Here is a 19,325-nt window from a genome sequence, read left to right on the forward strand (position 1 = left end):
CGGACGACCGCAGCAAGCTACCAGGGCCTACCAGGAGGATTTACGGACGCCGGGTAGGTATCCGCTGTGAGCCTGCCCGCGCAGATTCACCCGGGACAGTCCGAACGCGCGGAAGTAGCCGCGGGGCCGCCCGTCGACCTGGTCGCGGTTGCGCACCCGGGTGGCGCTCGCGTCACGCGGCTGACCGCGCAACTCCCGCTGGGCGGCGAGGCGTTCGGCCTCGGTCGAGCCGGGCCGCCGGATGATCTCCTTCAGCTCGGCCCGCCGCGCCGCGTACCGCGCGACGATCCGCTGCCGCTGCTCGTTCTTCGCGATCTTGCTCTTCTTGGCCATCAGACCCGCACCCCGCGGGCACGGATCCGGGCCACGGCCGCCTCGACGCCGATCGCGTCGACGGTCTTGATCCCCTTGGTGCTCAGGCGCAGCCGTACGTAACGGCCCTCGCCGGGCAGCCAGTAGCGCTTGGACTGGATGTTCGGGTCGAAGCGGCGCGGGGTGCGCCGGTGGGAGTGGGAGATGCGGTTGCCGAAGCCGGGCTGTGCGCCGGTCAGCATGCAGTGGGCGGACACGGGTGACGTACCTCTCCTCGATCGGGGCCGTAGCCGATACTGTTAATGGAATTCATTTTCAGTAAGGTACCAGCATGGCTCGCAACGAACTCCGCCCGGTCATCAAGCTCCGGTCCACCGCCGGCACCGGCTACACCTACGTGACCCGCAAGAACCGCCGCAACGACCCCGACCGCCTGACCCTGCGCAAGTACGACCCGCTCGCCCGCCGCCACGTCGACTTCCGAGAGGAGCGCTGACCGAGATGCGCGAGAACATCCACCCGCCCTACGGCCCCGTCGTCTTCCGTGACCGGGCCGCGCGGCACGCCTTCCTCACCCGCTCGACGATGACGAGCGAGAAGACGATCGAATGGGAGGACGGCCACACCTACCCCGTGATCGACGTCGAGATCTCTAACGTCAGCCACCCCTTCTACACAGGCACCGCCCGCGTCCTGGACACGGCCGGCCGCGTGGAGCGCTTCGAGCGCCGGTACGGAAAGCAGGACTGACCGTGTCCGACCTCTCCGTCGCGATCGTCGCCGGCCTGCACGCCGACGCCCGCCGGGCGACCGTCGCCCAACTCCTGCACGACGTCCCCGGCGCCGTCGTACTCCACCACGACCTCGCCACGGCCGCCGCCGGCACGGTCGTCCGCACGATCAGGGACGCCACGGGCATCCTGGACGCCGGCGAGACCCCCCTCGTCGACGACTGCGCGTGCTGCGCCCTGCGCGAGGACCTGGTCCCGGAACTGCGCAGGCTGGCCGCAGGTGGCCAAGTCCGCCTGGCGATCGTCGAGTTGTGGGACTCCGTCGAACCCAAGGCGATGGCCGAGGTGATCACCTCCGGCGGCCTCACGGTCACCGGCGTCATCACCGCCGTGGACCCGGCCCTGCTCCTGCCCTGCCTCGGCAACGGCGACGACCTCGCCGACGCCGGCCTCGCGGCGGCGGCCACCGACCAGCGCACCATCGCCGACACCTTCGCCCGCCAACTGGAGTACGCCCCCGTCCTCGCGATCCTCGACTCGGAGGAGGCGGACGACGAGGACCGGGAACTACTGGGGCAGTTGCATCCGACGGCCCTGCAAATACGGCTGGGGGAGAGGGACTTGGGGGCCGCGGCCCTCGCCGGTTTCGACGTCGAGGCCGCTGCCGCCGCCCAGCATCCCGCCTGTGCCCTGCTTCCCGTCGAGGCCGACGCGTACGGGGTGAGCACCTTCGTCTGGCACCGGTGCCGGCCCTTCCACCCGGAGCGGCTGTACGCGGCACTGGAGGACCTGACCTGTGCCGCGGCCCGCAGCCGAGGCCGGTTCTGGCTCGCCGACAGACCCGACGCGCTGCTCCACTGGGACGCGGCCGGCGGCGCCCTGTGCGTGGAGGGCGTGGGCCCGTGGCTGGCCGCATTGCCCGACGCCGCCTGGGAGTCGGTGCCCCCGGTACGCCGTGCCGCCGCCGCCCTCGACTGGCACCCGGAGCACGGCGACCGCTGCCAGCACCTCGTCTTCACGTCCCCCGCCCTCGACCGCGACGGCCTCGAACGCCTCCTGGACCACTGCCTGTTGACCGACACCGAGTACGCCGCAGGCCGCGCCGCCTGGAAACGCCTTCCGCCCGCCTTCGACACCCTCCTGGAGATCTGACCGTGCCCCGCAAGCCCGAGCGCAAGATTGCCAAGTCCCGCCGCAATCCCCTGGACGCGGCCGGAGTGACGTACATCGACTACAAGGACACCGACCTGCTGCGGAAGTTCGTCTCCGACCGCGGCAAGATCCGCAGCCGCCGTGTCACCGGCGTAAACGCCCAGCAGCAGAGGCAGTTGGCCGCCGCGATCAAGAACGCCCGGGAGATGGCATTGTTGCCCTACGCAAGCCGATAGCCGTCCCTCCCGGAACACGAGGGCCCCGCCGCACGTCTTCACTAGTGCACGTCTTGTGAGGAAGTAGCGGAAGCACATGTCCCGCCAGGACCGGGGCAGACGCTGGAACGGCATCGGTAAAGCGGTCGTCAAAGCTGTAACCGGAGCACCACCCCGCGTGCACGTGCATCTGCCCATGCATCTGCACATGAACAGGGCTATGATCCGGAACAGTTGACCACTGCATCAATGGCCACACCAGCCAGTGCACAACCGGGAGCGACCTGTGGACCACCGCGTTGACAGCGTGTACTTGGGGTACGACGTGCACAACGGCATGGCTGCCACGCAGCTGGACGGAGTGGCCTGGCAGAAGAGCAGGCACAGCAACTCGCAGGGTTCCTGCGTGGAGTTCGCGCGGCTGCCCGGCGGCGACGTCGCGGTACGCAACTCGCGCTTCCCCGACGGTCCCGCGCTCGTCTACACGCGCGCCGAGATCGAGGCGATGCTCCTGGGCATCAAGGACGGCGAGTTCGACCACCTGATAGCGGGATAGCGGTCACCGCAGGACACCGTGCCCACAACGCGCGTAGAACCGCGGCGCGAAAAAGCGCCGCGGTTCTCACGTCTCGTTGCGCAGACAGTCCGGCTGCAGCTGGAACAGCGCCCAGACCACCTTGCCGCTGAGCGTGCCCGCCAGCGGGTGCCAGCCCCAGCCGTCGCTGAACGAGTCGACGAGGAACAGGCCGCGGCCCGACTCCGCCGAGAAGTCCTCCGAGTCGCAGGCGACGGGACTGTCGTGACTGGGGTCGCGCACCGCGCACACCAGCCGCTCGGTCCACCGCATCAGATGCAGCCGCACCGGCGGTCCCTGCTCCACGGCGCGCGGGGTGTTGGCCGGAAGCGCGTGCCGCAGCGCGTTGGTGACCAGTTCGGAGACCACCAGGCAGACGTCGTCGAAGCGGTCGCCTATGTCCCACTGGTCGAGCGTGCGACGGGTGAACTGCCGTGCCTCGCGCACCGCTTCGTAGCGGGCGGGCAGAGAACACGATGCCGCGCTGGACACGGCCGAGGGGTCCAGCGGAGGAAGGCCCTGCCGTAACGGCTTGAGCATGGTCGATCCATTCGTCCCCATGCGAGGCACTCCCGGGAATTCGCGGTCGTTGCGATGCAGCGGTGGCGCGAGACCATGGTTTCGGATGCGTAGGGCAGATGCAAGGGCAGATGCACGTGCAGCTGACCGAATTGGACCCTCCCGTACCGCTTGTTGGCCATTTTTTCCGCCAACTTCACGCCGTTCTCGCGCTCCGGCCTTGCTTCTTCCTGACGGCTTCCTGACAACTTCCTGTGAACAGGAGCCCCTTCTTTCCATTTCTGTAATCGAATGAGTACTGCTCGAAGTGTTTTAGTGGCAGACTGCGGCCCCTGAAGACGGTTGGGGAGGCTTGGCGAACGTGAGCGCGGGAGAGCCCGGATCGGTGGTGCGGCGGATGCTGCTCGGCTCGCAACTCAGGCGACTGCGGGAAGCACGTGGGATCACTCGCGAGGCCGCGGGGTACTCGATCCGTGCCTCCGAATCCAAGATCAGTCGCATGGAGCTGGGGCGAGTGAGCTTCAAGACGCGGGATGTAGAGGACCTGTTGACGCTGTACGGCATCACGGACGAGGCAGAGCGCATTTCGCTCCTCTCCCTCGCGAAGGAGGCCAACGTAGCGGGCTGGTGGCACAGTTACTCGGACGTCCTGCCCAGTTGGTTCCCCACCTATGTGGGCCTGGAGGGCGCAGCTTCACTCATCCGCGCCTACGAGGTGCAGTTCGTGCACGGACTCCTGCAGACCGAGGCGTACGCCCGCGCGGTCGTCCGGCGCGGTATGAAGGGCGCGAGCGAGGCCGACGTCGAGCGGCGCGTGGCACTGCGCCTGGAGCGGCAGAAGTACCTGGTGAACGAGAACGCGCCGGACTTCCACATCGTCCTGGACGAGGCCGCCCTGCGCCGCCCCTACGGCGACCGCGAGGTGATGCGCGGTCAGCTCCAGCATCTGATCGACGTCTCCGCACACCCCAACGTCCGGCTGCAGATCATGCCGTTCGGCTTCGGCGGCCACTCCGGCGAGTCCGGCGCCTTCACGGTCCTCTCCTTCCCGGAGTCCGATCTGTCGGACGTCGTCTACCTGGAGCAGCTCACCAGCGCGCTGTACCTCGACAAGGCCGAGGACGTGGCCCAGTACGAGAAGGCGCTGAAGGAGCTCCAGCAGGACAGTCCGGGCCCGGACGAGAGCCGGGATCTTCTCCGGGGACTCCTCCAACTCTCTTGAAACACAAGTACGATGACGTGTGATCAGACCGTGATGATCGATGATCGGGTCTGCTGTTGATCGTGTCTGCTAGCGATTGAGGGATCACACATGTCGTCCTACTTCACCGACCTGGCTCAGCAGTACATCGACGGTGAATGGCGCCCGGGCACCGGCTCCTGGGACATCATCGACTTCAACCCGTACGACGGCGAGAAGCTGGCGTCGATCACCATCGCCACGGTCGACGAGGTCGACGAGGCGTACAAGGCCGCCGCCCGTGCCCAGAAGAAGTGGGCCGCGACCAACCCCTATGCCCGCCGCGCCGTGTTCGAGAAGGCCCTGCGGCTGATCGAGGACCGCGAGCAGGAGATCGCCGAGGTGATCATCGCCGAACTCGGCGGCACCCACCTCAAGGCCGGCTTCGAACTGCACCTCGCCAAGGAGTTCCTGCGCGAGGCGATCCACCTCGCGCTGCGCCCCCAGGGCCGGATCATCCCCTCGCCGGTCGACGGCAAGGAGAACCGCGTCTACAGCCTCCCGGTGGGCGTGGTCGGTGTGATCAGCCCCTTCAACTTCCCCTTCCTCCTCTCCCTCAAGTCGGTGGCGCCCGCACTGGCGTTGGGCAACGGCGTGGTCCTCAAGCCGCACCAGAACACCCCGATCGTCGGTGGCTCCCTGGTCGCGAAGATCTTCGAGGACGCGGGCCTGCCGGGCGGACTGCTCAACGTCGTCATCACCGACATCGCGGAGATCGGCGACGCGTTCATCGAGCACCCCATCCCGAAGGTCATCTCCTTCACCGGCTCCGACAAGGTCGGCCGCCACGTCGCGACCGTCTGCGCCTCGCAGTTCAAGCGCTCGGTCCTCGAACTCGGCGGCAACAGCGCCCTCGTGGTCCTCGACGACGCCGACATCGACTACGCGGTCGACGCGGCGGTCTTCAGCCGCTACGTCCACCAGGGCCAGGTCTGCATGGCCGCGAACCGTGTCCTCGTCGACCGGTCGATCGCCCCCGAGTTCACCGAGAAGTTCGTCGCCAAGGTCAAGTCCCTCAAGGTCGGCGACCCGCGCGACCCGGGGACCGTGATCGGCCCGGTCATCAACTCCTCGCAGGCGGACGCCCTTTCGGGTGTCGTCGAGCAGGCCATCGCGGAAGGCGCCACGGCGCTGGTCCACGGCACGACCAACGACAACCTGGTCTCGCCCTCGGTCCTCACCGGCCTCCCCGCCGACTCGGAACTGCTCCGCCAGGAGGTCTTCGGCCCGGTCGCCTTCCTCATCCCGTTCGACGGCGAGGAGGAGGCGGTGACCATCGTCAACGACACACCGTACGGGCTGAGCGGCGCGGTGCACACCGGGGACATCGAGCGGGGCGTCAACTTCGCCAAGCAGATCGACACGGGCATGTTCCACGTCAACGACGGCACCGTCCACGACGAGCCGATCGTCCCCTTCGGTGGCGAGAAGTCCTCCGGGCTCGGCCGCCTCAACGGCGACACGATGCTGGACGCGTTCACCACGCTGAAGTGGATCTCGGTGCAGCACGGGCGGAGCGGGTTCCCGTTCTGACGCGTCCTTCTTGAGTACGTTGCCGTGAGCCGGGCCATTGAGGACAGAATCTGACCTCAATGGCCCGTGGCTTCGTCGGTGTCGGGCAGGGGGAACGGGCCTCCTGCCGGCACCGGCGAAAGGCGACGGTCATGGTCACGCATGTGGCGGCAGAGGCGCGGGGCGACGAGCGCGGGGCGCTGCTCGCGTTCATCGAGGAGCAGCGGGGTGGTATCCGCCGGGCGCTGCTCGGGCTGACCGAGGAACAGGCCGCCAGTAAGCCCAGTGCGAGTGAGCTTTCCCTGTCCGGGCTGCTCAAGCACGCTGCCGAGGTCGAGCAGGGATGGATCGCCCGGGCCAAGCAGGAGCCGCCGGCGATCCAGCGGGACGAGAGCAACTGGCACGAGACGTTCCAGCTCGTCGACGGGGAGACCGTCGAGTCGCAGCTCGCCTACTGGGAGAAGGTCGCCGCCGAGACCGAGGCGTATGTGCGGTCGGTGCCCAGCCTCGACGACACGTTTCCGCTGCCGAACCAGCCGTGGTTCCCGCCGGAGGGGCGGGTCTCCGTGCGCTGGGTCTGTCTGCACCTGATCCGCGAGACCGCCCGGCACGCCGGGCACGCCGAACATCATCCGGGAGTCCCTGGACGGGGCGACCGCGTTCGAGTTGGTGGCGAAGGAGCAAGGCACGAGCTGGGGGTGACCTGGCGGTTGGGTGTGGGGCGGTGCCGTGCGCTGCCGCCTCCGCCTCAGTGGTGGAAGCCCGTGGCCGCTCCCTTGTCCTGGGTCAGGGGGTACGGCTGGTTCCGGAGTTGGGGGAGCAGCTGCGTCAGGTCGTCCAGGAAGAGTTCGGCCAGGTCTGCCGAGAAGCCGTTGCGGCAGACGATGCGGAGGACCGAGAGGTCCTCGCGGTTGGCCGGGAAGGTGTAGGCCGGGACCAGCCAGCCGCGCTCCCGTAGGCGGCGGGAGACGTCGAAGACGTCGTAGGCCTTGACGGTTGGGGTTGTGGTGAAGGCGAAGACCGGCAACTCGGTGCCCCGGGTGAGGAGTTGGAAGTCGCCCAGGGCTTCGATGCGGTCTGCCAGGCCTTGGGCCACGTTGCGGGTCGACTGTTGTACGGCTCGGTAGCCCTCTCGGCCCAGGCGCAGGAACGTGTAGTACTGGGCCACCACTTGGGCGCCGGGGCGGGAGAAGTTGAGGGCGAAGGTGGGCATGTTGCCGCCCAAGTAGTTGACGCGGAAGACCAGTTCCTCCGGGAGGGCCTCCTTGTCGCGCCACAGGGCCCAGCCGACGCCCGGGTAGACCAGGCCGTACTTGTGGCCCGAGGTGTTGATCGAGGCCACGCGCGGGAGGCGGAAGTCCCAGACCAGGTCCTCGTCCAGGAAGGGGGCGACCATGGCGCCGGACGCGCCGTCCACGTGTACCGGGATGTCGAGGCCCGTGCGCTCCTGGAGGGCGTCCAGGGCGGCGCACAGGTCGGCGATCGGTTCGTAGGAGCCGTCGAAGGTGGAGCCGAGGATGCCGACGACGCCGATCGTGTTCTCGTCGCACAGCTCGGCCGCTGCCTGTGGGTCGAGGTGGAAGCGGTCGCCCTCCATGGGGACCTGGCGGGCCTCCACCTCCCAGAAGTTGCAGAACTTCTCCCAGCAGACCTGGACGTTGACGCCCATCACCAGGTTCGGGCGGGCGGCCGGGTAGCGGTCCTTGTTGCGCTGCATCCAGCGGCGCTTCAGGGCCATGCCGGCGAGCATGCACGCCTCGCTGGAGCCGGTCGTCGAGCAGCCGACGGCCGCGGACGGGTCCGGTGCGTTCCAGAGGTCCGCGAGCATGGCCACGCAGCGCTTTTCCAGCTCTGCCGTGCGGGGGTACTCGTCCTTGTCGATCATGTTCTTGTCCCGGCACTCCGCCATCAGGACGCCGGCTTCCGGCTCCATCCAGGTGGTGACGAAAGTCGCCAGGTTGAGGCGGGAGTTGCCGTCCAGCATCAGCTCGTCGTGCACGAGTTGAGCCGCCGTCATCGGGGGGAGCGGCGCGTCCGGGAGCCGGTGCTTGGGCGGCGCCTCGGTCATGCCGCCGACCGGATTGGCCTCCCCGTAGAAGGGGTTGACCGACATGGGGCGTTCTTCGGACTGCTCGGGACCTTTGTGCAACGGCATGTGCGGGCCTCCTGCGGAAAGAATCAAAAGGATCAACGGGTGTCAGCGGACCGGAGTTCCGTCCGCGCGCAACTGCATCTGCGGTCGCCCTGTCACCAGCAGCCAGGCCGGCAGCGAACCGATGCAGAGCAGGGCGAGGATCGCCGGTGAGGCCACCAGGACCGCGGCCGTGAACAGGCTCAGCCAGCCCTGCCGGGTGATCGCCAGGAGCATGCCGAGCACGCCCGCAGCGACACCCAGCGCCGGATGCACCGCCGGTACGACCGCATGGGCGAACAGGCCGAGGGCTACGCCGATGAACACCGACGGGAAGATGCGCCCGCCCCGGAAGCCGCACGACGTGGCGACGAGCATCGCGGCCAGTTTCACCACCGTCATCGTCGCGAACTGCCCCGCCGACCAGCCCTCGGGATCGGCTGCCAGGGTCGCGATCTGGTCCAGCCCCTTGAAGAGCGTCAGCTGGCCGCCCACGGCCGCCAGAAGGCCCAGGACCAGTCCACCGGCCGGAAGCGCCAGCATGGGGTGCCCGAGCCGGGAGAAGGCGCCGTGGACGTACGGGAACACGTAGACGGCGGCCATCCCCAGCAGCGCGGCCAGCGGCGCCAGCACCAGGACGGCCAGCAGATCGCCCCAGCCGGGCCGGCCGAGCGGAGGCAGATGCAGGTCGAAGGTCGGATGGGCCACCAGGGTGGTCGTCATGGCGCCCACCCCGGCCGCGGCGAGCGGTGCGAACACGTTGTCCCACAGGGCGCCCTTGGTCTGCCGCCCGGCCAGCGCCTCGGAGATGAGCAGCGCCGCCGCCACCGGCGTCCCGAACAGCGCCCCGATCGTCGCCGACTCGGCCAGCGCCCCCCACGCCCCGCCCGGCACCCGCGGCGCAAGCCGGCGTCCCGCCCACAGCGTGAGTGCCACGTTCGCGGCGATGATCGGGTTCTCCGGCCCGAGACTCGGTCCGCCCGCGAGCATCAGCGCGGTCGCCAGCACCAGGCCCGGCAGCACGACGGGCGGCAGCGCCACGGCCTCCAGCCCGATGGTGGCCGGATCGGGACCGGCGTGCCCTGGCGCCTTCCACACCACGAGCCCGACGGCGATGCCGGTGGCCGTCAGCATGACGAGCATCCACAGCACCGAGTAGCGGCCGATGCCCAGGGTGTCCGGCAGGTTGTTCCACAGCACGTGCTGGAGCTGCTCGGCCGCCGCGCTCACCCCGAGGTACAGCAGACTCGCGAGCACGCCCACGACCAGAGCGGGGACGATCGACGGCAGCAGGGTGCGCGCCGGAGTCGTAGGGGCAACGGGTGCCTGTTGCGCGCTGTCCTGGGCCACGCGCTCACCATAAGCGGGCAAAACGGACCGAACATCTTGAGCGTGCGGGACTTGCACCTCACGTGACGTGAGGCCTCAGCGTGGAGTGCGGACACAGAAGGGAGCGGAAGTGGGCTACTCCGTAGGACAGGTCGCCGGATTCGCCGGGGTCACCGTGCGCACGCTGCACCACTACGACGACATCGGCCTGCTCGTCCCGAGCGGGCGCAGCCACGCGGGCCACCGGCGCTACGGCGACACGGACCTCGACCGGCTGCAGCAGATCCTGTTCTACCGGGAACTCGGCTTCCCGCTCGACGAGGTCGCGGCCCTGCTCGACGACCCGGAGACGGACCCGCGCGCACACCTGCGCCGCCAGCACGAACTGCTGACCGCCCGGATCGAGAAGCTCCAGAAGATGGCCGAGGCCGTGGAACACGCCATGGAGGCACGCACGATGGGCATCAATCTCACCCCCGAGGAACGCTTCGAGGTCTTCGGCGACAAGGACCCCGAGCAGTACGCCGAAGAGGCCGAACAGCGCTGGGGCGGCACCGAGCCCTACGCCGAGTCGCAGCGCCGGGCCGCCCGCTACACCAAGGCCGACTGGAAACGCCTGCAGGCCGAGGTCGACGACTGGAGCGAGCGCTACGTCACCCTGGTGACCACCGGCGAACCGGCCACCGCCGAGGCGGCCATGGACATGGCCGAGGAACACCGGCTCCACATCGACCGCTGGTTCTACCCGTGTTCCTACGAGATGCACGTCGGCCTCGCCGGGATGTACGTCTCCGACGAGCGCTTCAAGGCGTTCTACGACTCCATGGCCCCGGGGCTGGCCGAACACCTCAGGGAGGCGATCCTGGCGAACGCGTCCCGGCACACCTCCTAGGGACCCGGCCCGGAGTCACACCCGGGCCAGCACCACCGCCGTCCCGTAGGCGCACACCTCGGTGCCCACGTCCGCCGCCTCGGTCACGTCGAAGCGGAACGCCAGGACGCCGTTGGCGCCACGCGCGCGTGCCTGCTCGATGAGCCGCTCCATGGCCTGGTTGCGGGTCTGCACGAGGGTCTTGGTCAGCCCCTTCAGCTCGCCGCCGACCATCGACTTCAGACCCGCGCCGATCTGGCTGCCGAGATGCCGTGAGCGCACGGTCAGCCCGAACACCTCGCCGATCACCTGCTCGACCCGGTACCCCGGAACGTCGTTCGTCGTCACGACCAGCACATCGGCCTGCGGCCCCTGGCCGCCGCCGTATTCGTCGATACCCATGGTTCACAGCTTTGTCCTATGCGGCGCACAGTGCATCCTGGAGACACCGGTGGAACCTGGGGCGGACACATCGCGTTGATAGCTTTGTGCGGCTGTACCTGGACGCTGGCACCTTTCTCCACCTCTCAGGAGCCCGGAACCGTTATGACGCTTACCCTCGACCCGAACACCATGCTCGACCGGTTCGGGATCTGGGGCCTGCTCCTCGTGGTCTTCGCGGAGTCCGGCCTGCTCATCGGGTTCTTCCTGCCGGGTGACTCGCTGCTGTTCACCTGCGGCCTGCTGATCACCGCGGGCACCCTGGACTTCCCGCTGTGGGCGGCCGTCGCGCTGATCTGCGTCGCCGCGATCCTCGGAGACCAGGCGGGCTACGTCTTCGGCAAGAAGGTCGGCCCCTCGCTCTTCAGCCGCCCGGACTCACGCCTCTTCAAGCAGGAGAACGTGGTCAAGGCGCACGAGTTCTTCGAGAAGTACGGCCCCAAGTCCCTGGTCCTGGCCCGCTTCGTGCCCATCGTGCGCACGTTCACGCCGATCATCGCCGGCGTCAGCGGCATGAAGTACCGCTCGTTCCTCACGTTCAACATCATCGGTGGCGTCCTGTGGGGCGCGGGCGTGACCCTGCTCGGCTCCTGGCTCGGCAACATCGACTTCGTCCACAAGAACATCGAAGCGATCCTCATCCTGATCGTCTTCGTCTCCGTGATCCCGATCGCCATCGAGTTCCTGCGCGCCCGCTCCAAGGCCAAGAAGGCCCCCCAGGGACCCCAGCGGCACGAGGAGCAGCCCGGAGACCCGGCGGCGACCCAGCCGTTCCCGGTGATCATGGACGACTCGACGACCCAACTCCGCCGCATCGACGAGCCCCAGCCCCAGCAGCAGTACGACCAGAACAACGGCTACGACCAGTACTACGCGCAGCCCCAGCAACAACAGCCGTACCAGCAGCAGTACGACCAGTACGAGCAGTACCCCCCGTACAACAACCAGGGCTATCCGCAGTCCTAGCTGCAGCGCCCCAAAGGGGCGCGAGGTACTGCGCGACCAGCCACACGCGACCCGCACTCGCAGCCCACAGATCCCCCCGAGCTATTAGGCGCTCAGAACCCCCGAGTCCGCTTGGCAGCCCGCCGCGCCCCCGCCGAACCCCCCGGAACCCGCAGAAACAACCGCGAGATCTCCGACCCCAGATTCACCCCGATCGCGATGGCCATCGCGAGCGACGCCGCCGTGGCCAACGACACCAGCCCCTTGTCCACCTCGTTCTGAGCGATCGCCAAAAGACCGAAATACGTGGCCGATCCTGGCAACAGGGGCCCGATCGCCGCGGTCGTGTACGGCAACGCCGAAGCGAACCGGTACCGGGACAGCAGCTGCCCGAACAGCCCGACGAGCCCCGCCGCAACGGCCGTGGAGGCAACCGGTGAGATCCCGGCGACGTAGTGCATCGCCCCGTAGACCGACCACGCGACACCCCCGTTGAGGGACACCAGCAGCACGGTGGATCGTTCCTGCTGGAGCAGGACGGCGAAGGTCAGGGACAGCAGGACGGACGCGGTGATCTGCCACAGGGGGCGTTCGGAGTTGCCGAGGGCCACGTCCGGGTTGAGCTGGGCGTCGAACTTCACGCCGAAGTACAGGACGGTCAGCACGCCGGCCACAATGCCGACGAAGAAGTACATGACCTCCAGGAGCCGGGCCGCCGCGGTGATGTAGAAGCCGGTCAGGCCGTCCTGTACGCCCGCCACCAGCGCCCGCCCGGGCAGCAGCGCGAACAGCCCGCCGGTGATGACCGCGGAGGCCTTCACATCGACGTCGGCGACCGTGAGGGCGACCCCTATCGCGGCGGGCGGCATCGCGGCGACCGTGAACTGGTAGAACTCCGGCAGCCCGCGCCCCGCGCACAGCCACGCCAGCCGGTCGCCGAGCATCGCGCCGAGCGCGGCGGCGAAGAAGACGACGACATCGCCGCCCACGAGCACGGAGGCGGCGCCGGCGAGCAGTCCGCTGGCCCCGGTCAGCACCCAGCCGGGATACGGGTGCCGATTGCGCCGCATCTCCGCGAGCCGCCGGTAGGCGTCCTCCAAGGAGAGTGCGGTTTCCGGGTCGCTGAGGTCCTGGACCAGGCGGAACACGGCCGCGAGCCGCGTGTAGTCGGTGCCCCGGCGCCGTACGGTCCGGGACGCGGTCACCGGATCGTCGACCAGGGAGGGCTGATAAGAGATCGACAACAAGGTGAAGGTGACCGTCGGCTCGCAGCGGTCGAGGCCGTAGGAGCGGCAGACCGCGAACATCGCGGCCTCGACGTCCTCCGCGCCCTCCCCGCCCGCGAGCAGCAACTCGCCGATGCGGAGCGTCAGATCGAGCACGCGCGGCACGGCGGGGCCGCTGTCGTCCGGCTTCTGCACCGGCTCCGGCGCGGGGCGCTCGGTCACCGGCATGCGCAGCATCGTGCGCATCCGGTCCTGCCAGGGCACGTCCTTGGTGAGGCTGACGAGGGGAATGCCGGTGGGTGGGGTGAAGGCGGGCGGGGCCTCTCTGGCGCGGTAGGTGCTGGGCGGGCTGAACGCCGATCCCTCGGACTCGTCGGCGGCCGGTGCCGTCACGTCGAGCCCGCGTGGAACGGCGAACTCGGATGTCGTAGAAGACTCCCCGTCGACCGACGCTTCGACTCCCGAGGGCGCCGTGAACGCGCTCTTGGCCTCGTCCGACAGCGGCTTGCGGTCCTCCGCTTCCGTCACTCCGTAGCACTCCCTGTACGACACCTCCGGTGATCCTCAGTATGCGCACAGACATGCAAACGGGCCGCACGCGTGCGCGTGCGGCCCGTTTGCGGACAGGGGGCTCAGTGGCCGCCCTGCTCCTTCAGTCGCTTGTACGAGCGCTCGATCTCCGCCTCGGCGTCCGTACGGCCCACCCAGTTGGCACCCTCGACCGACTTGCCGGGCTCCAGGTCCTTGTAGACCTCGAAGAAGTGCTGGATCTCCAGGCGGTCGAACTCGGACACGTGGTGGATGTCACGCAGGTGCTCCACACGCGGGTCGGACGCCGGGACGCACAGCAGCTTGTCGTCGCCGCCGGCCTCGTCGGTCATCCGGAACATGCCGATCGCGCGGCACTTGATGAGGCAGCCGGGGAAGGTCGGCTCCTCCAGGATGACCAGCGCGTCCAGCGGGTCGCCGTCCTCGCCGAGAGTGTTCTCGACGAAGCCGTAGTCGGCCGGGTAACTGGTCGAGGTGAAGAGTCGACGGTCCAGGCGGATCCGACCGGTCTCGTGGTCCACCTCGTACTTGTTCCGCGAACCCTTCGGGATCTCGATCGTGACGTCGAACTCCACCGGTGGCTCCTCCATGATCAGCACATAGTTCTGGTGGTTAAGTGTCCCTCACGCAGGTGTGTGATCGCGAAAGGGGCTGGTGGTCGTGCCGGAGCTGAGGCCTTGGCGGGCCGCGAGACCGCAAGTGGCGCGGGTCGCGCGAGCCGTCCGGCCCCGTCTCAAGCGGGCCGCGCAATCCGTGAAACCGCAGGTCACACGGGTCGTGCAAGCCGTGAAACCCCAGGTCGCACGAATCAACCAGGCCGTCAGACCCCCGGTCGCACGGATCGCCCAAGCTGTGAAACCCCGGGTGACGCGGCTCACCGACGCCGTGTCATCGCGGGTCGCCCGGCTCGTTCGAACCGTGTCACCGCGGGTCGCGAAGTTGCCGCGGCCCGGCAGGACCTGGCGCTTCCCCGCCGTCGCCACCACCGCAGGGATGGCGCTGGCCGCCGTGGTGGTGACCGCCGCCGGTCCCTGGGACTCCTCCGGTCAGCGTACGGCCGAGCGGGACCACGCAGTCGCACAGGAACGTTCAGGTGGCGTAGATCACGGCCGTGATTCCGATACGTCCGCCAAGGCACCCCGACCCGCGCCCAGCGCCGCATCCGTCCTCGTCGCCCTCGGCGGTTCCGCGAACACCGTGAAGTCCGCGCCGACCGGAACGGCCCTCGCGGACGTCCTGAACCCCCTCCTGGACAACCCGGCGCTCGGCACCCGTCACACGGCCGCCGTGGTGGACGTGTCGACCGGAAAGCGCCTCTACGGAGTGGGCGCCGACGACGCCCTGACCCCGGCCTCGACCACGAAGATCGCCACCGCCGTGGCCGCGCTCTCCGCGATGGGCGCCGACCACCGCTTCACCACCCGCACCGCCCTGGAGCCCGACACCAAGGAACTCGTCCTGGTCGGCGGCGGCGACCCCACCCTGACCGCCCACAAGGACGCCGAGGGCTGGGCGAGCCTGCGGACTCTCGCCGACAGCACGGCCGCCGCCCTGAAGAAGCGGGGCGTGCGCGAGGTGACACTGTCGTACGACACGACCCTGTACGCCGGTTCCGAACTCCACCCGATCGGGGACAACGACAACCTCGCCCGGGTCAGCGCCCTGACGGCCGACGAGGGCCGTACCGACGACTCCTCCAGCGGTCCGGTGCGGCGCGTGCCGGACCCGGCCGCGGACGCGGCCGAGAAGTTCGCGGGCTTCCTGGAGGGGCACGGCATCAAGACGACGTCTCCGGGGCCCTCGAAAGCGACCGCGCGCGCGGACACCCTCGCCACGGTCTCCTCACCGCCGCTGTCCGACATCGTCGAGCGGATGCTGACCAACAGCGACAACGACATCGCGGAGGCGCTGGCCCGCCAGACCGCCGTCGCGACCGGCAGGCGCGCCGACTTCGACGGGGGCGCCGCCGCGATCGCCGCCCAGCTGAAGAAGCTTCAACTCCCGGTCAAGGGCGCGGTGTTCAACGACGGCAGCGGCCTCAACCGCGACGACCGCCTCACCGCCGACCTCCTCACCGCCCTCCTCGTCAAGGCCGGCGCCCCGGCCCACCCCGAACTCCGCCCGGTCCTCACCGGCCTCCCCATCGCCGCCTTCACCGGCACCCTGACGACCCGCTACACGGACGCCACGGGCGCGGCAGGCGTCGTACGCGCCAAGACCGGCACTCTGACGGGCGTCAACACGCTCGCCGGCACGGTCGTGGACAAGGACGGCCAGCTCCTGGCCTTCGCCTTCCTGACGTCGAACACGACGAACACACTGGAGGCCCAGGCGGCTTTGGACAGGACAGCGACGGCGTTGGCGGCTTGTGGTTGTAGTTCGTAACCGCTGTGGGCAGGCGTTCCGCAAGGCGGACCGACCTCGTGCCCTGCCCCAAGCGGCAGCGCTCACGTACGGTTGACGCATGACGAGCATCGGTGGTGCCGAGATGGTCGACTGGAATCTCGCGGTGGCGACCGCGACCCGACTTGTGCGGCCGGGCCCCGAGGTGAGCCGTGACGAGGCCCGGGCCGTCGTCGCGGAGCTGCGCCGGCATGCGAAGGCCTCGGAGCAACACGTCCGGGGATTCACCCGGATGGGCACGGACGACATCCACGACACCCCGATCCTGGTGGTCGACCGCCCCGGCTGGGTGCGGGCGAACGTCGCCGGGTTCCGGGAGATCCTCAAGCCGCTGCTCGACAAGATGCAGGAGCGGCGCGGCAACACCCCGGGCGGCGCGGTCTTCGGCGCGGTCGGCGGCAAGGTGACCGGCGTCGAGCTGGGCATGCTGCTGTCGTTCCTGTCCTCGCGCGTGCTCGGCCAGTACGAGACGTTCGCCCCGGCGAGCCGCGAGCTGCCGGCGGGGGCGAAGGGCGGGCGGCTGCTGCTGGTCGCGCCGAACATCGTCCACGTGGAGCGCGAACTCGACGTACAGCCCCACGACTTCCGTCTGTGGGTGTGCCTGCACGAGGAGACGCACCGCACGCAGTTCACGGCCGTGCCCTGGCTGCGGGATCACCTGGAGGGCGAGATCCAGTCGTTCTTGGGGGAGACCGAGGTCGACCCCATGACCGTCCTGGAGCGCATCCGGGAGGCCGCCCAGTCGCTGGCCGGTGGCCGGCCGGAGGGCGAGGAGGACGACGAGGGCCGGTCCCTGGTGGAGATCGTGCAGACGCCCGCGCAGCGGGAGATCCTCGGGCGGCTCACCGCCGTGATGTCCCTCCTGGAGGGGCACGCCGACTTCGTGATGGACGGCGTCGGCCCGGACGTGGTGCCGAGCGTCGCGGAGATCCGCGAGAAGTTCCAGCAGCGGCGCGCCAAGGGCGCCTCCCGGCTGGACTCGGCGCTGCGCAAGCTGCTGGGCCTGGACGCCAAGCTGAGGCAGTACCGGGACGGCGAGCGGTTCGTACGCGCGGTCGTCGAACAGGTGGGCATGGACGGCTTCAACCGTGTCTGGACCTCCCCGAACACGTTGCCGACGAAGACGGAGATCGCCAAACCGGCGGACTGGGTCGCGCGGGTGCACCGCAAGGCCGAGTCGTGAACCGGTCGCGGACGGGGTGAAACGGATTCGGCCGACGGCAGGCGAACGCCCCCGCAATCACCCGTCCGAGGGACCGTGAGCGATGGGTAGGCGTGCGATGCTCGGGGAACGCCCCGGTTCTGTCACCATCTACACACTCTGAGTGACCGGATCTCGGGCCAACCCCCCGAAAACTTCATGAAGGGAACCGGACATGGGTCCCCATCCTGCGGTCGCGGCGATACGCCTGGCGGTCCGCCGCGTCCTCCACGACATCCTCACCGACCACGAGGCCCTGCAGACCGTCGGCGCCTCCCGGCACACCCCGCACGAGCGCCCGCCCTCGCCGCTCGTGCTCGTGGCGTGCTCAGGCGGCGCCGACTCCATGGCGCTCGCCTCCGCTCTCGCCTTCGAAGCACCCAAACTCGGCATCCGGGCCGGCGGCATCACCGTCGACCACGGCCTCCAGGCCGGCTCCGACCTGCGCGCCGACGAGGTCGTCCTGCGCCTGCGCGAACTGGGCCTGGACCCCGTCGAGGCCACCGCCGTGACCGTGGGCCGCGAGGGCGGCCCCGAGGCAGCCGCCCGGGACGCCCGCTACGCCGCCCTCGACGCCTGCGCCGCCCGCCACGGCGCCGCCGCCGTCCTGCTCGGCCACACCCGCGACGACCAGGCGGAAACCGTCCTGCTGGGCCTCGCCCGCGGCTCCGGCATCCGTTCCCTGTCCGGAATGGCCGCGGTCTCGGGGGCCGACGGCCGTTACCGCCGCCCCTTCCTCCAGCTCGACCGGCAGACCGCCCGCAAGGCGTGCATGGTCCAGTCGCTGCCCGTCTGGGACGACCCGCACAACGCCGACCCCGCCTACACCCGCTCCCGGCTGCGCCACGAAGGCCTGCCCGCCCTGGAGAAGGCGCTCGGCAAAGGGGTCGTAGAAGCGCTGGCCCGTACCGCGCAGCTCTCCCGGGACGACGCCGACGCCCTCGACACCTGGGCCAGCCAGGCCGAGGCCTCCGTACGGGACGCCACCGGCCTCCTGGAGTGCGCCAAGCTCTACGCCCTGCCGCCCGCCGTACGCCGTCGCATCCTGCGCCGTGCCGCCATCCAGGCGGGCGCCCCGGCCGGTTCGCTGTTCGCCCGGCACATCGAGGAAGTGGACCGCCTGATCACCGGCTGGCGCGGCCAGGGAGCCATCAATCTCCCGGGCAAAGTCGTCGCACAGCGCCAGGGTGGCAGACTGGTGATTCGGCAAGGCTGAATCGACACCCCCTCCGGACCTCCGGGGGCGGGACCAGGTAGTAGCCGGTGGGACGACCGAAAGTGATGCGGGTGGACGCGAAAGACATGGGTGACGACCTCCAGTCGGTGCTCATCACCAAGGAAGAGATCGACGCGAAGCTCGTGGAGCTCGCCGCGAAGATCGACGCGGAGTACGCGGGCAAGGACCTGCTGCTCGTCGGCGTCCTCAAGGGCGCGGTGATGGTCATGGCGGACCTCGCCCGGGCACTGTCCACCCCCGTCACCATGGACTGGATGGCCGTGTCGTCGTACGGCGCGGGCACCCAGTCCTCCGGTGTCGTGCGGATCCTCAAGGACCTCGACACCGACATCAAGGGCAAGCACGTCCTCATCGTCGAGGACATCATCGACTCCGGTCTGACGCTGTCCTGGCTGATCTCCAACCTGGGCTCCCGCGAGCCCGACTCGTTGAAGATCTGCACTCTCCTGCGCAAGCCGGAGGCGGCCAAGGTCGCCATCGACGTGGAGTGGGTCGGCTTCGACATCCCGAACGAGTTCGTCGTCGGATACGGCCTCGACTACGCCGAGAAGTACCGCAACCTCCCGTTCGTCGGTACGCTCGCGCCGCACGTCTACGGCGGCTAGGGCCACTCGGCCCAAGCCCTGTAAGACGATCGGGAACCCCAGCGGGTTTCGCGCCGTTGGAGCATGCAGACACGTCTCCCAGCCGTCCCGTGCGACTTCGGGCAACATTGCTGGGGTACGGTCAGAAGAACT

The 19,325-nt window shown here is 69.2% G+C and carries 21 protein-coding genes and 1 pseudogene; 14 read left to right on the plus strand and 8 right to left on the minus strand.

Annotation, left to right across the window (positions count from 1 at the left end; all coding sequences use genetic code 11):
- Positions 1-27: 27 nt before the first annotated feature.
- Positions 28-333 (minus strand): 30S ribosomal protein S14, encoded by a 306-nt coding sequence (gene rpsN, locus ACIBJH_RS41785; protein WP_399122187.1) that lies wholly within the window; start codon positions 331-333, stop codon positions 28-30.
- Entirely contained in the window at positions 333-569 is a 237-nt protein-coding gene (gene rpmB, locus ACIBJH_RS41790) for a 50S ribosomal protein L28 (protein WP_399122188.1), read from the minus strand. Before rpmB ends, rpsN begins: the two co-directional genes overlap by 1 nt.
- 74 nt (positions 570-643) lie before the next feature.
- Here rpmB and rpmG point away from each other — a divergent pair, with 74 nt between their 5' ends.
- The 5 genes from rpmG (at position 644) to ACIBJH_RS41815 (ending at position 2,966) form a co-directional block, all read left to right on the plus strand.
- Positions 644-808, plus strand: coding sequence for a 50S ribosomal protein L33 (gene rpmG / locus ACIBJH_RS41795; protein WP_200715960.1), 165 nt, complete (start codon positions 644-646; stop codon positions 806-808).
- Positions 809-813: 5 nt separating this feature from the next.
- Positions 814-1,062, plus strand: a complete 249-nt coding sequence (locus tag ACIBJH_RS41800) for a type B 50S ribosomal protein L31 (protein WP_399122189.1) — start codon at positions 814-816, stop codon at positions 1,060-1,062.
- A gap of 2 nt (positions 1,063-1,064) precedes the next feature.
- The gene (locus tag ACIBJH_RS41805; RefSeq protein ID WP_399122190.1) at positions 1,065-2,195 is read left to right on the plus strand and encodes a CobW family GTP-binding protein; all 1,131 of its coding nucleotides are present in this window, start codon (positions 1,065-1,067) and stop codon (positions 2,193-2,195) included.
- Positions 2,196-2,197: 2 nt separating this feature from the next.
- A complete protein-coding gene (rpsR, locus tag ACIBJH_RS41810) occupies positions 2,198-2,431 on the plus strand; it encodes a 30S ribosomal protein S18 (RefSeq protein WP_399122191.1) in 234 nt (77 codons plus the stop codon).
- Between the two features lie 316 nt (positions 2,432-2,747).
- Positions 2,748-2,966 (plus strand): DUF397 domain-containing protein, encoded by a 219-nt coding sequence (locus ACIBJH_RS41815; RefSeq protein WP_051105974.1) that lies wholly within the window; start codon positions 2,748-2,750, stop codon positions 2,964-2,966.
- Positions 2,967-3,032: 66 nt separating this feature from the next.
- Here ACIBJH_RS41815 and ACIBJH_RS41820 read toward each other — a convergent pair whose 3' ends face one another.
- Positions 3,033-3,545 carry an ATP-binding protein gene (locus ACIBJH_RS41820; RefSeq protein ID WP_399122192.1) on the minus strand — a complete coding sequence of 171 codons (513 nt, stop codon included), beginning with the start codon at positions 3,543-3,545 and terminating at the stop codon, positions 3,033-3,035.
- A 355-nt stretch (positions 3,546-3,900) separates the two neighbouring features.
- Here ACIBJH_RS41820 and ACIBJH_RS41825 point away from each other — a divergent pair, with 355 nt between their 5' ends.
- The 3 genes and pseudogenes from ACIBJH_RS41825 (at position 3,901) to ACIBJH_RS41835 (ending at position 6,957) form a co-directional block, all read left to right on the plus strand.
- The gene (locus ACIBJH_RS41825; protein ID WP_399122258.1) at positions 3,901-4,725 is read left to right on the plus strand and encodes a helix-turn-helix domain-containing protein; all 825 of its coding nucleotides are present in this window, start codon (positions 3,901-3,903) and stop codon (positions 4,723-4,725) included.
- Between the two features lie 90 nt (positions 4,726-4,815).
- Positions 4,816-6,276 carry an aldehyde dehydrogenase family protein gene (locus ACIBJH_RS41830; protein WP_399122193.1) on the plus strand — a complete coding sequence of 487 codons (1,461 nt, stop codon included), beginning with the start codon at positions 4,816-4,818 and terminating at the stop codon, positions 6,274-6,276.
- A gap of 131 nt (positions 6,277-6,407) precedes the next feature.
- A pseudogene (locus ACIBJH_RS41835) lies at positions 6,408-6,957 on the plus strand (DinB family protein).
- A gap of 46 nt (positions 6,958-7,003) precedes the next feature.
- Here the strand turns inward: ACIBJH_RS41835 and ACIBJH_RS41840 are convergent.
- Positions 7,004-8,410: a glutamate decarboxylase gene (locus ACIBJH_RS41840; protein ID WP_399122194.1), complete on the minus strand. Its 1,407-nt coding sequence runs from the start codon at positions 8,408-8,410 to the stop codon at positions 7,004-7,006.
- 42 nt (positions 8,411-8,452) lie between these two features.
- Complete coding sequence (locus tag ACIBJH_RS41845) at positions 8,453-9,736, minus strand: ion channel protein (protein WP_399122195.1); 1,284 nt, start codon at positions 9,734-9,736, stop codon at positions 8,453-8,455.
- 109 nt (positions 9,737-9,845) lie between these two features.
- On the opposite strand from ACIBJH_RS41845, the gene ACIBJH_RS41850 reads away from it, so the two are divergent.
- On the plus strand, positions 9,846-10,607 hold the full coding sequence (locus ACIBJH_RS41850; RefSeq protein WP_399122196.1) for a MerR family transcriptional regulator: 762 nt from the start codon (positions 9,846-9,848) through the stop codon (positions 10,605-10,607).
- A gap of 15 nt (positions 10,608-10,622) precedes the next feature.
- Here the strand turns inward: ACIBJH_RS41850 and ACIBJH_RS41855 are convergent, their stop codons facing one another.
- Positions 10,623-10,988, minus strand: coding sequence for a YbjQ family protein (locus ACIBJH_RS41855; protein ID WP_043685301.1), 366 nt, complete (start codon positions 10,986-10,988; stop codon positions 10,623-10,625).
- Positions 10,989-11,132: 144 nt separating this feature from the next.
- Here ACIBJH_RS41855 and ACIBJH_RS41860 point away from each other — a divergent pair, with 144 nt between their 5' ends.
- Positions 11,133-11,993 carry a DedA family protein gene (locus ACIBJH_RS41860; RefSeq protein ID WP_399122198.1) on the plus strand — a complete coding sequence of 287 codons (861 nt, stop codon included), beginning with the start codon at positions 11,133-11,135 and terminating at the stop codon, positions 11,991-11,993.
- Positions 11,994-12,085: 92 nt separating this feature from the next.
- Here the strand turns inward: ACIBJH_RS41860 and ACIBJH_RS41865 are convergent, their stop codons facing one another.
- Positions 12,086-13,726 carry a threonine/serine exporter ThrE family protein gene (locus tag ACIBJH_RS41865; RefSeq protein WP_399122199.1) on the minus strand — a complete coding sequence of 547 codons (1,641 nt, stop codon included), beginning with the start codon at positions 13,724-13,726 and terminating at the stop codon, positions 12,086-12,088.
- A gap of 104 nt (positions 13,727-13,830) precedes the next feature.
- On the minus strand, positions 13,831-14,322 hold the full coding sequence (locus ACIBJH_RS41870; RefSeq protein WP_019070224.1) for an inorganic diphosphatase: 492 nt from the start codon (positions 14,320-14,322) through the stop codon (positions 13,831-13,833).
- A 79-nt stretch (positions 14,323-14,401) separates the two neighbouring features.
- Between ACIBJH_RS41870 and dacB the strand changes: the two genes are divergently transcribed.
- The 4 genes from dacB (at position 14,402) to hpt (ending at position 19,193) form a co-directional block, all read left to right on the plus strand.
- Positions 14,402-16,132: a D-alanyl-D-alanine carboxypeptidase/D-alanyl-D-alanine-endopeptidase gene (gene dacB / locus ACIBJH_RS41875; RefSeq protein ID WP_399122200.1), complete on the plus strand. Its 1,731-nt coding sequence runs from the start codon at positions 14,402-14,404 to the stop codon at positions 16,130-16,132.
- 79 nt (positions 16,133-16,211) lie between these two features.
- A complete protein-coding gene (locus ACIBJH_RS41880; RefSeq protein ID WP_200713461.1) occupies positions 16,212-17,333 on the plus strand; it encodes a zinc-dependent metalloprotease in 1,122 nt (373 codons plus the stop codon).
- Positions 17,334-17,526: 193 nt separating this feature from the next.
- Complete coding sequence (gene tilS / locus ACIBJH_RS41885) at positions 17,527-18,567, plus strand: tRNA lysidine(34) synthetase TilS (RefSeq protein WP_399122201.1); 1,041 nt, start codon at positions 17,527-17,529, stop codon at positions 18,565-18,567.
- A 65-nt stretch (positions 18,568-18,632) separates the two neighbouring features.
- Positions 18,633-19,193, plus strand: a complete 561-nt coding sequence (gene hpt, locus ACIBJH_RS41890; protein WP_019070220.1) for a hypoxanthine phosphoribosyltransferase — start codon at positions 18,633-18,635, stop codon at positions 19,191-19,193.
- Positions 19,194-19,325 lie beyond the last annotated feature (132 nt).

The sequence above is a fragment of the Streptomyces sp. NPDC050548 genome, assembly GCF_044457385.1.
Classification (GTDB): domain Bacteria; phylum Actinomycetota; class Actinomycetes; order Streptomycetales; family Streptomycetaceae; genus Streptomyces.

Excerpts from the sequence above, each read along its gene's own strand:
- rpsN (WP_399122187.1), bottom strand. The coding sequence starts at position 333 with ATGGCCAAGAAGAGCAAGATCGCGAAGAACGAGCAGCGGCAGCGGATC.
- rpmG (WP_200715960.1), top strand. The coding sequence starts at position 644 with ATGGCTCGCAACGAACTCCGCCCGGTCATCAAGCTCCGGTCCACCGCC.
- ACIBJH_RS41800 (WP_399122189.1), top strand. The coding sequence starts at position 814 with ATGCGCGAGAACATCCACCCGCCCTACGGCCCCGTCGTCTTCCGTGAC.
- ACIBJH_RS41815 (WP_051105974.1), top strand. The coding sequence starts at position 2,748 with ATGGCTGCCACGCAGCTGGACGGAGTGGCCTGGCAGAAGAGCAGGCAC.
- ACIBJH_RS41820 (WP_399122192.1), bottom strand. The coding sequence starts at position 3,545 with ATGGGGACGAATGGATCGACCATGCTCAAGCCGTTACGGCAGGGCCTT.
- ACIBJH_RS41825 (WP_399122258.1), top strand. The coding sequence starts at position 3,901 with ATGCTGCTCGGCTCGCAACTCAGGCGACTGCGGGAAGCACGTGGGATC.
- ACIBJH_RS41830 (WP_399122193.1), top strand. The coding sequence starts at position 4,816 with ATGTCGTCCTACTTCACCGACCTGGCTCAGCAGTACATCGACGGTGAA.
- ACIBJH_RS41840 (WP_399122194.1), bottom strand. The coding sequence starts at position 8,410 with ATGCCGTTGCACAAAGGTCCCGAGCAGTCCGAAGAACGCCCCATGTCG.
- ACIBJH_RS41855 (WP_043685301.1), bottom strand. The coding sequence starts at position 10,988 with ATGGGTATCGACGAATACGGCGGCGGCCAGGGGCCGCAGGCCGATGTG.
- ACIBJH_RS41860 (WP_399122198.1), top strand. The coding sequence starts at position 11,133 with ATGACGCTTACCCTCGACCCGAACACCATGCTCGACCGGTTCGGGATC.
- ACIBJH_RS41880 (WP_200713461.1), top strand. The coding sequence starts at position 16,212 with ATGACGAGCATCGGTGGTGCCGAGATGGTCGACTGGAATCTCGCGGTG.
- tilS (WP_399122201.1), top strand. The coding sequence starts at position 17,527 with ATGGGTCCCCATCCTGCGGTCGCGGCGATACGCCTGGCGGTCCGCCGC.
- hpt (WP_019070220.1), top strand. The coding sequence starts at position 18,633 with ATGCGGGTGGACGCGAAAGACATGGGTGACGACCTCCAGTCGGTGCTC.